General features: G+C 63.7%; 11 protein-coding genes. 5 read left to right on the top strand and 6 right to left on the bottom strand.

The window, feature by feature from the left end:
• The first annotated feature begins 42 nt into the window (after nucleotides 1-42).
• Entirely contained in the window at nucleotides 43-2,919 is a 2,877-nt protein-coding gene (locus HNP00_RS15960) for an aminotransferase class I/II-fold pyridoxal phosphate-dependent enzyme (protein WP_395893826.1), read from the top strand.
• A gap of 243 nt (nucleotides 2,920-3,162) precedes the next feature.
• On the opposite strand, the gene HNP00_RS15955 is transcribed toward HNP00_RS15960, so the two are convergent.
• The 5 genes from HNP00_RS15955 to HNP00_RS15935 all read right to left on the bottom strand — a co-directional run bounded on the left by HNP00_RS15955 (nucleotide 3,163) and on the right by HNP00_RS15935 (nucleotide 8,500).
• On the bottom strand, nucleotides 3,163-3,555 hold the full coding sequence (locus HNP00_RS15955; protein ID WP_184740710.1) for a DUF1304 domain-containing protein: 393 nt from the start codon (nucleotides 3,553-3,555) through the stop codon (nucleotides 3,163-3,165).
• Nucleotides 3,556-3,626: 71 nt separating this feature from the next.
• A complete protein-coding gene (locus HNP00_RS15950; RefSeq protein ID WP_184740709.1) occupies nucleotides 3,627-4,487 on the bottom strand; it encodes a class II fructose-bisphosphate aldolase in 861 nt (286 codons plus the stop codon).
• Entirely contained in the window at nucleotides 4,487-5,953 is a 1,467-nt protein-coding gene (locus HNP00_RS15945; protein WP_184740708.1) for a GntP family transporter, read from the bottom strand. Before HNP00_RS15945 ends, HNP00_RS15950 begins: the two co-directional genes overlap by 1 nt.
• 106 nt (nucleotides 5,954-6,059) lie before the next feature.
• Nucleotides 6,060-6,959: an NAD(P)-dependent oxidoreductase gene (locus HNP00_RS15940; RefSeq protein WP_184740707.1), complete on the bottom strand. Its 900-nt coding sequence runs from the start codon at nucleotides 6,957-6,959 to the stop codon at nucleotides 6,060-6,062.
• Between the two features lie 29 nt (nucleotides 6,960-6,988).
• A complete protein-coding gene (locus HNP00_RS15935; protein ID WP_184740706.1) occupies nucleotides 6,989-8,500 on the bottom strand; it encodes a four-carbon acid sugar kinase family protein in 1,512 nt (503 codons plus the stop codon).
• A gap of 119 nt (nucleotides 8,501-8,619) precedes the next feature.
• On the opposite strand from HNP00_RS15935, the gene HNP00_RS15930 reads away from it, so the two are divergent.
• Together HNP00_RS15930 and HNP00_RS15925 are read left to right on the top strand one after the other, a co-directional pair.
• On the top strand, nucleotides 8,620-9,441 hold the full coding sequence (locus HNP00_RS15930; protein WP_184740705.1) for an alpha/beta fold hydrolase: 822 nt from the start codon (nucleotides 8,620-8,622) through the stop codon (nucleotides 9,439-9,441).
• Nucleotides 9,442-9,469: 28 nt separating this feature from the next.
• Nucleotides 9,470-10,171 carry a FadR/GntR family transcriptional regulator gene (locus HNP00_RS15925; RefSeq protein ID WP_184740704.1) on the top strand — a complete coding sequence of 234 codons (702 nt, stop codon included), beginning with the start codon at nucleotides 9,470-9,472 and terminating at the stop codon, nucleotides 10,169-10,171.
• Between the two features lie 99 nt (nucleotides 10,172-10,270).
• Here HNP00_RS15925 and mmuM read toward each other — a convergent pair whose 3' ends face one another.
• Complete coding sequence (gene mmuM, locus HNP00_RS15920; RefSeq protein WP_184740834.1) at nucleotides 10,271-11,218, bottom strand: homocysteine S-methyltransferase; 948 nt, start codon at nucleotides 11,216-11,218, stop codon at nucleotides 10,271-10,273.
• A gap of 193 nt (nucleotides 11,219-11,411) precedes the next feature.
• Here mmuM and HNP00_RS15915 point away from each other — a divergent pair, with 193 nt between their 5' ends.
• On the top strand, nucleotides 11,412-11,849 hold the full coding sequence (locus HNP00_RS15915) for a hypothetical protein (RefSeq protein WP_260405009.1): 438 nt from the start codon (nucleotides 11,412-11,414) through the stop codon (nucleotides 11,847-11,849).
• Nucleotides 11,846-12,598, top strand: a complete 753-nt coding sequence (locus tag HNP00_RS15910; protein WP_184740702.1) for a cyclase family protein — start codon at nucleotides 11,846-11,848, stop codon at nucleotides 12,596-12,598. The genes HNP00_RS15915 and HNP00_RS15910 overlap by 4 nt, the downstream gene beginning before the upstream one ends.
• The last annotated feature ends 22 nt before the right edge of the window (nucleotides 12,599-12,620 follow it).

Below are 12,620 nucleotides of genomic sequence, written 5' to 3'. Positions count from 1 at the left end.
CGTTTAGTAGAGAGTGCATCAATCCATGACAAAGGAGTCATCGTGGCACGCGCCGATTTCGCGACAGTGCAATCCTCCCCACTTCCCCTCGCCCCAGCCTCCGTCCTCGCTGGCGGCACGGTACTTGGCCTCGGCCCTGAATCGGCGGCGAAACGAAGCCCCTCCGACGATTCAGAAGCCGGCGGCGAGGTCCCTGGCAGCGCCTGGCGGGTGCGGGCAGACGCGTGGGAGTTCCTTGGCTACGCCGTCAAGCAGCTTGCGGCCAGCGCCCGGCCAGCGGCCGGCGCCCGCATGCCGCGCGAGTTACCGCGGGAGGTTCGAAGGTTGCTGCCATTGCTTGAATCCCTCGAAATGTATTGGGCATCTCCGGGGCAGCACTATGTCACCGAACTGCGGCGAAGCTTGGAAGCCGGGGAATTTCATGAGGCACTGGGCCTCATCGAACCGGTCGCGCGGCGAGTAGCTGGCCACAACCAACACGCCCAGGAACCGTCCACGGACGCTGAACGCGAAGCGGACAGGATGGAAGAACCGTCCGATGCGCGGAAGCGGTTCGAAGTCCTCGTGATCGATGACGTCTCCAACGTGGACCGTGAAGACCTTCAAGCGGAACTTCTTAGCCAGCGGCGCCCCGCGGACGCCTTCAACTACGAGCTGGTGTTCGTGCCAAGCTTCGAGGACGCCATCGTAGCCATCCTCCTCAACCCCGATATCCAGGCGTGCGTGCTGCGGCCAGGTTTTGTCCTCAACAGCAAGCAGCGGCTGAGCCGGGACGTGCGCAGTTTCCTGGGCGGGTTCTTGGGGAATTCGCTCCCCCAGCGACCGTTGGACCGCATCCTGAGCTTGGCGGAAAAGCTGGGCCAGCTCCGCCCCGAGCTTGATCTCTACCTGGTGGCGGGAGTGGGGATCGAGGAGCTCGCCGGTTCCTTGACCCGGCAATTCCGCCGGATATTCCGCCGCCAGGACGGCCTGGAACTCCATCTGTCCTTGCTGGCAGGCGTCGCCGAACGATATGAAGCGCCGTTCTTCCACGCGGTCCAGCAATACAGCCGCAAACCAGCCGGGGTCTTCCACGCCCTGCCAGTATCTCGAGGAGGATCAGTGATCCACTCCAAGTGGATCAACGACCTCGGCGAGTTCTATGGCCTCAATCTGCTTCTGGCGGAAACATCGGCAACCTCCGGCGGTCTCGATTCACTGTTGGACCCCCATGGATCCCTGAAGCAGGCCCAGAAGCTGGCGGCCCGGGCATTCGGTGCGCAGAAATCGCTCTTCGTCACCAACGGAACCTCAACGGCCAACAAGATCGTGCACCAATCGATCCTTGCGCCTGGAGACGTTGTGCTGGTGGACCGGAACTGCCATAAATCGCACCACTATGCCCTCATGTTGGCTGGCGCTCAGGTCTCCTATTTGGATGCCTACCCCTTGAACGATTTCTCGTTTTATGGCGCTGTTCCCTTGGAAAGCATCAAGCGGATGCTCCTGGATTACCGCCGCGCAGGCAGGCTCCACGAGGTCAAGATGCTCGCCCTCACCAACTGCACATTCGACGGGATTGTGTACGACGTCGAACGAGTGATGGAAGAGTGCCTCGCCATCAAACCGGACCTGGTCTTCCTGTGGGACGAGGCGTGGTTCGCGTTCGCGGGCTTCCACCACATCTACCGCCGCCGCACGGCCATGGCTTCGGCCCGGTCACTCGAGCAATCCTTCGCGGATCCGGCCTACGCCCGGCGCCACGCCGAGCAAGTGCGGGAGCTCGCCCTGGCCAGCGGGGCGGCGGGAGGCGGTTGCGGCGGCGAGCCCGACGGCGGCGGCCCGGGTTCCGGCGTCGGGCACGTGAGCGATGAGCTGCTTCTGAAGACGAGGCTGCTGCCCGATCCGGCAAAGGCCCGGGTTCGCGTTTATGCCACGCAGTCCACCCACAAGACCCTGACATCGCTCCGGCAAGGGTCCATGATCCACATCCATGACCAGGACTTCGGTCAACTGAATGAGGAAAGCTTCCGCGAGGCGTACATGACGCACACCTCCACCTCGCCCAACTACCAGATCCTGGCCTCGCTGGACATGGGCCGGCGTCAGGTCGAGTTCGAAGGCTACGAGCTCGTGCAACGGCAGGCGGATCTCGCCGTCAGCATCGCCCATGCGGTGGCGAGGCACCCCCTGCTGAGGAAATACTTCCGCGTCCTCGGCACCCGGGACCTTATTCCGGCGCAGTACCGCGAGACCAGTCGGCAAATGCCGCTCCGCGATGGACTGGCCGCGATGGCGGAGGCCTGGGAGCGGGACGAATTCGTCGTCGATCCAAGTCGTTTGACCCTGCACATCGGACTCACCGGCGTGGACGGGGACACTTTCAAGCACGACTACTTGATGGACAAGTACGGGATCCAGGTCAACAAGACGTCACGGAACAGCGTGCTTTTCATGACGAACATTGGCACTTCGCGAAGCGCCGTTGCCTACCTCGTCGAGGTCCTGGTCAAGCTGGCCGAGACCTTCGAAGATGAGCAGTCCGGCTTGAGCGGATTGGGGCAGCGGGCCCGCAATGCCCGAGTCGCCGAACTGACCAGCACACCGCCGCCTCTGCCGGACTTCAGCCGCTTCGCCGAGCGATTCCGAAAAGACGCGGAAACTCCCGACGGGAACATGCGGGCAGCCTACTTCGAGAGCTACAAAGCCGGTTCCTGCGAGTACTTCAGCGCGGCAGATCTTGCACGGAGGGTCGCTGCTGGCGAGGAAATGGTGTCTGCCTCCTTCGTCACCCCCTACCCGCCGGGATTCCCCGTCCTGGTCCCGGGGCAGGTGATTACCGAGGAGATCCTGGCCTTCATGTCGGCATTGGATACGCGGGAGATCCATGGCTTCAATGCGGAGCTGGGGTTCAGGGTTTTGACGGGGAAGGTTTCGTAGCCAGATGGCACTTGACGGCAATGTTGAGGGCGGCGGGCGCCGGTGGGCGCCTTGCCCGCCAACCGCCGTCGTTCTTCATCAAACGCTCCTGCAGATTTCGACCCCATCCACCGACGCTCCATCACTTTTCGGGCAGATAGTGTCAACGCTCGCGCGCAAGAAGTGAGCTAGGGTCACCCCAAAAGCCCACATAGGTGAGCGAGCGTCGGGGGAAAGTGCCACATACGTGAGCGAGGGTTTCGCTTAGCCGAGCGCCACGGCCAGGATGCCGAGCACGACGGCGAGCAGCGGCGTCGTGCCTTGGAGAACCGCAGCGCGGAGGTACTTTTTGCCGCTCAAGGCAAGCACGATTGCCGCCAGCAGCATGGAACCGCACGAGCTGAAAACGAGGGTCCAGCCCACCTGCGGGTGGCCGAGCGCGACGATGACGATCCCGGCGAGCGCGCCAATCGCAAGGAAGAGGTTGTAGAAGCCCTGGTTGTACGCGAGGGGCTTGGTGGTTTCGGCATCGGACTGGGAAGCGACGCTGAAACGCTTCCACGTGGCCGGACGGGTCCAAGTGATGGACTCCATGCTGAAGATGTAGACATGCAGCAGGCCGGCAACGAGGGCAAAAAGCAGGGAGGCCAGGATCATGTGCTGATCCTAGCCTCCCTGTATTGCTTTGAGCCGCGACCCAGCGGCCAGGCGCCGCCCGCCAGGCGCGCTTAGCGGCTGAGCATGTTCAGTGTTGCTTCGGCGAACGTCGACGCGGAGAAGTTCCAGCGGCCCAACAGGCCCTGGAGGTTCTCGCCGTCGGCCCGGTGCGCGGTGGTCTCAGCCTCGAGCGTCGCGAGGATGCCGGTACGTAACTCGGTATTGAAATTCACCTTGCCCACCCGGGTGGACGTGGCCTTGACCAGATCGGCGGCGGGGATTCCTGAAGCGCCGTGGAGCACAAGCGGAAGCTCGGTGCGCGACGCAATGTCCTCCAGCACCTCCCAATGCAGCTTGGGCGCGCCGGTGTAACGGCCATGCGCATTTCCCACGGCCACGGCCAAAAGATCGGCGCCGGTGCGGGAGACGAAGTCCTGCACCTGGCCGGGATCCGTCAGGCCTGCGGGATGAGCGTGAACATCAACCCCGAAAGCCTTGTCCTCGTCACCGGCCAGCCCGCCGAGTTCCGCTTCAATCACGACGTCGGAGCCACCAGAGGCGTCCAAGACCTCACGTACCGAACGGACCAGGGCGATGTTCTCCTCAAAGGGGAGGGACGAACCATCGGCGAGGACGGCGTCTGCACCGGCAGCCACTGAGTCACGGATGACCTCCAGGTCCGAGGCATGGTCCAGCTGTACCGAGACCGGCACGCTGGCGTCGTCGGCCAGGGCACGCAGCGCTGTGATCAGCCGCGAACCAGCAAGAGACGCGGCCGTCTTGGGCGCCACCAACAGGATGACGCCGCGGCCGGACTCCTCGGCGGCGGCCACCACGGCGAGGGCGGTGGTGAAGTCATAGCACGTGAAAGCCGGAACGGCCGCCCCTCGCTCCAGGGCGGAGCCTACAAGTTCGTCAAGGCGTACACGCATTAGTGGGCCAAGCCTCCCACCAGGATCCAGGCCACATAGCTGAGCAGGAAGCCGGCGACACCCAGGATGGTGGTGAGAACGGTCCAAGTCTTGAGGCCATCGGACACTGTGAGGCCGTAGTAGCGCACCACCACCCAGAAGCCGGCGTCGGTCACATGGGACAAGCCCAGGCCGCCGAAGCCGATCGCGATCACGATCACGGCGATCTGCGCGGGGGTGTAGCCACCATGTGCAACGGCAGCCGAGAGGAGGCCCGTGGTGGTGACAATGGCAACCGTGGCCGAACCCTGCGCGGCACGCAATGCCAGGGAGATGATGAAGCCGAGCAGGATGATCGGTACCCCCAGGGAATCAAGCGTCTGGGACAGCGCCGCTCCGATGCCGGAGACCTGCAGGACACCGCCGAACACGCCACCGGCGGCCACCACCATGAGGATGGAGGCGATGGGAGGCAGGGCGCCTTCGAAGATCTCGCCTGTGTCCTTCAGGGACCAGCCGCCACGCACGGCCAGCAGGAAGAAGGCGAGCGCAACGGCCACCAGCAGCGCGAAGAAGGGGTTGCCCACGAAGGACGCGACGCCGTACCAGTAGTCCTTCTTGTTGATCAGGAGCGTACCTGCCGTCCCAAGGAGGATCTGCACGATCGGTGCGGCGATGAGGAAGATGATCAGGCCCGGACGCGGCGGGGCGACGACTTTGGCACCGGGACCGTCATGGCCGACGCGCACCAGGGAATCGGAGCCGAATTCTTCAATCTGGTCGCGGACGCCCGGAAGCAGTTCGTAATCCTTGCGGTTCATAATGCTGGCGACCCAGTAGGACAGGAAGCCCAGCGGCACGCAGATGATGAGGGAAATCATCGCGATGAGTCCGATGTCGGCTCCCATGACGCCTGCCCCGGCAACAATGCCCGGGTGCGGGGGAACGGCGACGTGGATGGAAAGCATGATGCCGGCCATGGGAAGGCCGAATTTGATGGGGTGCAGCTTGGCGATCTTTGCAAAGGCGTAGACAATCGGCACCAGCACGATGATGCCCACCTCGAAGAACACAGGAATGGCAACCAGGAAGCCGACGGCGGTGAGGGCTACGGCAACGCGCTTGGCTCCGAGCTTCGCTGTGAAGTGGTTGGCCAGCGATTGCACGCCGCCGGACACTTCGATCATGCGTCCTAGCACGGCTCCGAGGGCAATCAACAGTGCCACTTTGCCCATGGTGCCGCCGACGCCGTTGGCCACAACGGTGAAAACGTCTGCCAAGGGGATCTGCGCGGCGACGGCCACCAGGATGCTCACGGCTAGCAATGCCACGAAGGCCTGGATCTTGAAGCGGATGATCATCAGCAGCAACAGCGCGACGCCTGCGACGGCGATGGTCAGCAGCAGCGGAGTCCCAAGGTCCACGGCTGGCTTGATGGCAGGGGCATCAGCTGCCCGGACTGCCAAGGAATGGATGAGGGGATTCATCGGATGTGTCTCCTTTGACAACACCGGCCTGGACTCGAGGCCGGTGAGAGAGGCGACGACGGCGGAGGGGGACCGCCGTCGTCGCACGCTTGTTGGGGGTGCTTTTCTAGACGGTGCGCCTGGAGGGCGCGACAACCTTGATGACGGCGGAGTCGTCGGCGGCGGCGAGGCCTTGGGCCTGGCCGAGGAGGTAGAGCTGTTCAGCGGCGGCGGCAACGGGTGCGGCCAGGCCGGCGGCGCGGGTGGCCTTGCCGACGATGCCCATGTCCTTGACGAAGATGTCCAAACGGCTGAGGACCTCGGCGCCTTCGTCGTTGTATGCCTCGAGGATGCGGGGACCGCGGTTGGACAGCATGAACGAGCCTGCGGCACCTGCTTCGAGGGCGGCAAGGGTCTTGGCCTGGTCCAATCCAAGGGCGTCGGCGAGGGCCATGGCCTCGGCAGCGGCAGCGATGTGTACGCCGCAAAGGAGCTGGTTGACGGTCTTGAGGGCTTGGCCATCACCAGGCTTATCGCCCACGATGCTCAGCGTGGATGCGAGCAGTTCAAGCACGGGACGGGCCTTTTCCTGTGCGGCTGGCGTCGCGCCCACCACGATCAGGAGGTCGCCTTCACCGGCACGCTTCGGACCGCCGGAAAGGGGCGCGTCAACGAGTTCGACGCCGTACTCGGCCAAGCGGGCAACCGTGGCGGGAATGGCTTCGGTGCCGACTGTGCTGCCAAGGATCACGACGGCGCCCGGCTTGAGCACGGAGGCCACGCCGTTCTCACCGAAGAGGACGTCGTCGAGCTGTTCGCCGTTGCGCACCGCAAGGAGCAGGGCGTTGGCACCTTCCGATGCCTCGCGGGCCGAGGCGAAGGTACGGATCCCGGCGTCGGCGGCGAGCTTCAGGCGCGGTTCGGCGATGTCGAAGCCGTGGACGGTCAATTGGGTTGCCAGGCGGGTGGCCATCGGCAGGCCCATGGCGCCGAGGCCAAGGACGGCGACGGTGTAGTTGCTGGTCATGGTGTTCTCCATTGAATGTTGGGGTTGCGTTAGAAGGTGTTGCTGAGCTTGCGCGTGACGTGCGCCAGGGATTCGTCGTCGCCCACATTGCCGGCGAACACGATGTACGGGATGCCCTTCGCGGGTCCGTCCACCGGCTCCCAGAGGGAGACGATGCCCGGCAGCATGGGGCCGCGGACAATCGCGTGCCGGATTTCCAGGCCGTGCGCGGCGACGTCCGAGGACGTGATGCCGCCCTTGGCGATGACGAAGCGCGGCGGGAAGGTCTTGAGCGTCCGGTTCACGACCGCGACGACGGCGGCAGAGACGCTGCGGGCAATCTTCAGGCTCGCGGCGGCGTCGTCGGTCTTGATCAGCAGGCGGCTCGTGTGGATGATGACGTCGCCGTGGAGGAGGGCGTCGACGACGGCGGTGACCGTCTCGTCCAGGTAGGCTTCCGCGCCGCTAGCGAGAAGCTTCTCGACGTCGATCTCGATGATGCGTGCCGAGCTGTGCTGGGCCGTGAGGACGTTGAGCTGGCGCGTGGTGAGGCCGACATGCGAGCCGACAACGATCAAGCCGCCGGCTGTGGAGGGAGTGTTGCCTTCGTAGGCTTCCTCACCAGTGAGCGCCTCGCGGATTTCCTGGCCGATGCGGCCGCGGACGAACGGCGGGCCCACGCGGTAGAGCAGCTTCTTGCCGCGGCGTTCGGCTTCTTCCAGTCCGAGGGCCAGCGCGCGGAGGTCGTTCTCGGTGACGATGTCCGCGACGATGGGCATGGAGTTCGTGGCGGGTTCGATCGCGTCGGCGATGGCCTTGGCGGAGAGCTCGGGATCTCCGGCGGATCCGTTCGCAGCAGCCGCACCGGCGCGGATGATGTTCAGGTCGAGGACGATCACATCGCTGGCGGCGAAGCGGCCCTGCGACTTTTCCTCCACATACTTGGCCATCTCGGAGTTAGCGAAGCCGAAGCTCGCATCGTTGGCGAACTCGGTCTCGGAAACCGGGGTGAGCTTGCCGGCGTCGGCCCCGGTTCCGCGCATGTAGTGCACGCCGCCAATGGTGACGCGTCCAGCGTCGGGGAAGGCTGGGACCATCACGACACCGTCTGTGGACTCGCCTGTTACGTCGGCGACCGTGGCGGCAATGACGTCCGGTTCCAGCGGGTAGTGGCCGCGGAGGGTGGAGTCGGAGCGGCTGACGAAACCGAGGCGCAGCCTCGAACCAGCGCTGCCCGCCGCGGCGAGGGCGTTGCGCACGATTTCCTCGTTGCGGACGGCGGCCTCAACCGGGTCCAGGCTGCGCGTGTTGGTCAGCACATAGACCGCGGGCTGGGACCGGCTATCCGCAATGTGGGCGAAGGCCCACGTGAAATCGGCGACCTCCCAGCGGGTGAGTACCGGCAGGTTGGCGACTGATTGGGTGCCCGTGGGGTCGTCGTCGAGGACTACCAGGACGCGGGGCGAGGCTGCGGAAGACGCTGCAACGGCGTCGGCAACCAGCTGAGCGGGGATCTGGACTTCAGCCGGGAAGGCGGCCAGAACATCGGCTTCAAGGGTCACTGTGCACTCCATCGTGGTTTTGAAAGTAAATGTAAGATGTCAGACATCTAATATTTGAATGCTAGTGTGACACACCCGCTTTCGGCTGTGCAAGTGTCAGTCGTCACTATGCTTGGCGCATGCTTCAAGAGCCTCCCGCCGTCGCGGCGCTACATGTGGACATGCGCCTTCCAACGGCCGCTAGCAGGAGGCCGGGACAACCGTCCCAGCCTCCCGTCCTGTTGCTGCATGGCTGGGCCTCGACGTCCGCCTATTGGGAGCCGCTCGCCGCCGAGTTGCTCGACGCCGGACGTTCAGTGTGGATCGTCGAGTTGCCCGGGTATCACCGTGGTGAGGTTTTGCCTCCGGGATTCGAGTGGACCCTGGAGGCGGCGGCGGCTTCCGTGGCGGCCGTTGCCGCCCGGAACCCCTCACCCGTCCACGTCGTCGGTCATTCAATGGGTGGCAGCGTGGCGCTGACATTGGCGGCTAGGCATCCGGAACTGGTGGCGAGCGTGGCCCTCATCGGCATGGTTCCGGCTCCGCCGAACGATGCCTTCAAGTCGATGCTCGAATCGCAGCTACGGCAAGGCTTCATTGACGACGCGACGCGCGCGAAGTGCATGAAGGCCTGGTTTGGGGATTTGTCCCCCGAGGACCATCGTTTGCTGGGCCAGGGATTCGAACCACCCTTTGAGGTCCTGGGCCCCAGCGGCCTCGCGGCGATGGCTGGGGTGGCGGCGGAGGTCCCCGAAAAGGTGTCAGCGCCGACGCTCGTGATTGCCGGCGTCGGGGACCTCGTGCGCTCGCTGGACCAAGCGGAAGCCTTCGTCGCGGCCAGTCCGCTGCGCAAACTAGTGGCGGTCCCGGACGCCGGTCATAGCGTCCACTGGGAGCAACCGCGTGCTTGCGCCCTGGTGCTCGGCGCGTTTTGGAACGAAAGCCGGCAACCGCCAGCGTAAGATGTCAGACATCTAGGAACGGAGCACCATGGCACGCAAGTCGCTGGTCGGTGTCGTCGCTGACGAGCTGCTGGACCGCATCGTCGCGGGCGAATTTCCGCCGGGCACTGTGGTTCCCGGCGAACTCGAATTGAGCGCCAAGCACGAAGTCAGCCGCATGACCGTCCGCGAGGCCATGAAGACCCTCGAGGCCCAGCGGATCCTGAGCGTGGAGCGTGGCCGGGGAACGTTCGTCAATCCCCTGAACCGTTGGGAATCCCTCGAAGCAGTGTTGCGCGCGGCTTCGGAGGGAAAGAACGACGCCGCAGCGGCCGTCCAGCTCATCGAGCTGCGCCGCATGCTCGAGACCGGGGCATGCGAACTCGCAGCTTCACGGGTCTCCCCCGAGGAAATCGAGCAGCTGCACCTCCATGTATCCGCCATGCAGAAAGCCCACGATTCCAACGATGTGGGCGCGTTCGTCGAGGCAGACCTAGGCTTCCACGATGTCATCCTGCATGCTTCCGGCAACGTGTTTGTGGCGGTACTCTTCGAACCCCTGCACCGCGTCCTAGAAACCCGGCGCACCCAGACCTCGCAAATCCCGGAGATCCAGGAGCACGCCATTGGACACCACCGTGCCATCCTGAAAGCCCTCGAAGCCGGCGACTCTCCCCGCGCCCGCGAGGCCATGGACGCGCACATGCAGCAGACCCTGGACGATCTCCGGACGTACGTCCTGGAGGCCTAAGCCCGAAGGGCGCCGCCTCCCAGACGCTCGCTCACCTATCCGGACCGCCCTCCGAACGCTCGCTCACATATGCGGGCCGCCCTCCGAACGCTCGCTCACCTATCCGGACCAAATCCCAGCAATATCTTGCGGTGTCGTCCTGCAGCACCCGCCAATAAGCCGAGCACCAAGTTTTTGCCAGATGCGGGCTCCTTCCGCAATGCTTGCAGGTTGCCTGCCATCAGCGCCGCGCACGGCGGGGCCGGGTGTCCAGGTCTTGGTTAGCGCGTCATAGCTTTCGCCGGAATTCGGATACGCGATCAATGGAGTTGAGGTGACTTTGCGTAGGGCCTCAAGTGCCGGAGAGACCAAGTCCAACGGCACGCAATTTACACCGATGGCGGCGACCCTCGGCTGCGTCGAACAGAGCCTTGCGACGTCGGCAAGGGGCGTGCCGTCACTGATGTGCCGCCCGTCCCGTAGCGTGAAGGAGAACCACGATTCGACATCGAATTCTTCCACTAGTGCCAACAGAGCTCCCGTCTCCGACACTGATGGCAACGTCTCTACTGCCAGCAAGTCCACTCCAGCCTCCACCAGCGCCGCGATCCGAGGCCGGTGGAACTCCATGAACTCGCTCCGGCTGAGGGAGTAGTCGCCCCGGTACTCCGACCCGTCTGCGAGGTAGGCGCCATAAGGGCCCACGGATCCGGCAATCAGCAGGGGTCCCGCTTCCGGGTTTTCAACCAAGTATTCCCGCCTCGCCTCGTCGGCCAGGCGTACGCTCAATGCCACCAATTCCAAGGCTTCCACTTCGCCGACGCCGCGCTGTCCAAATCCTTGTGGCGTGGCCTGATAGCTCGCTGTGATTGCAACTTTGGCGCCTGCACCGAAGTAGTCGCGGTGCACCTGCCTGATCAGCTGCGGTTGTTCCCGAAGCACTTTGGCCGACCAAAGAGAGTCCTCCAAATTGCAGCCGCGCGCCTCGAGTTCAGTGGCAAGCGCGCCGTCCACCGTCAGGTTCGACCCGGCGTCGAGCATGTGGGACAACGTGGTGATACGGGGCATCGTTCGGATCTCCAAGCAGTTGATGGTAATTCAAGCCTGTGCGGACGAGATGTCCTTGGCGTGACCACTCACTCAATATAGTGATCATAATAAGCATTTGTAGATGCTTGTAATGATCAACATTGCTGTGCCACCATAGCAGTCAAGCAATCTGCGAGCTGTGGATGGAAGAGGAATCACCTTGGGTATCAAAATGAAATCAGTGCGCAAGCTGCGCGTGCATTGGCCTATCACGTCGGAGACTTTCTCCGGGCTAACAAGGGGCGAGGACGGGGCGTTGAGGAACGACCACGGCATCACGGCGCTGCTCCAGGCCCTGGCGGACTCTCCGGAATTGGGGGACTTCGGAAACTACAGGCATGTTTTCGAGTCTGGCGTGGGATTCGAAGGATTCACCGTGGGGCCAGGCGCCAACCCTACGTTGGGGGAAATAGGCCAGCGCACCATTTCGCCGACCTTTGTCTTCACCACCTATTTCGACGCATCACTTGACGATGCCGATGTGGAGCGGTTCATGCGTCGCCTTGTGGAAATCCACCCTTGGGAGTTGCCCGTCATAGAGCTATCGGGCGTCGTAAGTGTCTCCGCCACTGCGCCCCTCGCGGCATATGAGAGCGAAGCCGCATCATGATCGAACACGCCACGACGGGATTTTGGGACGGACTCCGGCCTCTGCTAGCGGGAAGGACGTTCACCGACTTGACGCACGCATTCCACCCCGGCCAGCCGCATTTCCCCGCCTTCCCCAACGAGACCAGGGAGGCCGTGTTCGATCTGGAGAAGGGCGACGGTTTCACCGCGCATCGCTATTCGATCATCGGGCAATGGGGAACCCACGTCGATCCCCCCTCGCATTTCATCCGCGGGGGCCGGACCCTGGACCAAATTCCGGTAGAGGACATGGTCCTTCCGCTGGTTGTCCTGGACATCACCGAAAGGGTCAGGGCTGATGCCGATGCCACCCCCACAATGGAGGACCTCCAATCATGGGAAAGCCGAAACGGTACTGTCCCGACGGGTTGCTTTGTGGCATTGCGGACGGGCTGGAGCGAACGTTGGCCCGATGCAGACGCCATGGCAAACAGAGACAGCGAAGGCGTGAGTCATACGCCTGGCTGGTCGCAGGAAGTCCTCACGTTTTTGCTTGAACAACGGTCGATTGCGGCTGTAGGTCACGAACAGACGGACACCGACCCGGGGGTGTCCACTTCCCACAAGGACTTCAGTCTTGAGACATACGTGCTGGAACAGAACCGTTGGCAGATCGAGCTATTGGCGAACCTGGGCGATCTTCCCGAAAAGGGTGCCGCCCTTGTTGCAACGTGGCCCAAGCCCCTTCAGGGCAGCGGCTTTCCGGCCCGGGTGTTTGCTATCCACTGAGGTGCGCCATCTGGTGGCTAGA

It is taken from the genome of Arthrobacter sp. AZCC_0090 (assembly GCF_014207375.1).
GTDB lineage: Bacteria > Actinomycetota > Actinomycetes > Actinomycetales > Micrococcaceae > Arthrobacter.
The sequence above is the reverse complement of the archived record's forward strand: the minus strand, read 5'-3'. Positions and strand labels throughout refer to the sequence as shown.

Bases quoted from the DNA above. Each gene is read 5' to 3' on its own strand.
- HNP00_RS15925 (WP_184740704.1), top strand. From the start codon at position 9,470: ATGGCACGCAAGTCGCTGGTCGGTGTCGTCGCTGACGAGCTGCTGGAC.
- HNP00_RS15950 (WP_184740709.1), bottom strand. From the start codon at position 4,487: ATGCGTGTACGCCTTGACGAACTTGTAGGCTCCGCCCTGGAGCGAGGG.
- HNP00_RS15940 (WP_184740707.1), bottom strand. From the start codon at position 6,959: ATGACCAGCAACTACACCGTCGCCGTCCTTGGCCTCGGCGCCATGGGC.
- HNP00_RS15910 (WP_184740702.1), top strand. From the start codon at position 11,846: ATGATCGAACACGCCACGACGGGATTTTGGGACGGACTCCGGCCTCTG.
- HNP00_RS15930 (WP_184740705.1), top strand. From the start codon at position 8,620: ATGCTTCAAGAGCCTCCCGCCGTCGCGGCGCTACATGTGGACATGCGC.
- mmuM (WP_184740834.1), bottom strand. From the start codon at position 11,218: ATGCCCCGTATCACCACGTTGTCCCACATGCTCGACGCCGGGTCGAAC.
- HNP00_RS15945 (WP_184740708.1), bottom strand. From the start codon at position 5,953: ATGAATCCCCTCATCCATTCCTTGGCAGTCCGGGCAGCTGATGCCCCT.
- HNP00_RS15915 (WP_260405009.1), top strand. From the start codon at position 11,412: ATGAAATCAGTGCGCAAGCTGCGCGTGCATTGGCCTATCACGTCGGAG.
- HNP00_RS15955 (WP_184740710.1), bottom strand. From the start codon at position 3,555: ATGATCCTGGCCTCCCTGCTTTTTGCCCTCGTTGCCGGCCTGCTGCAT.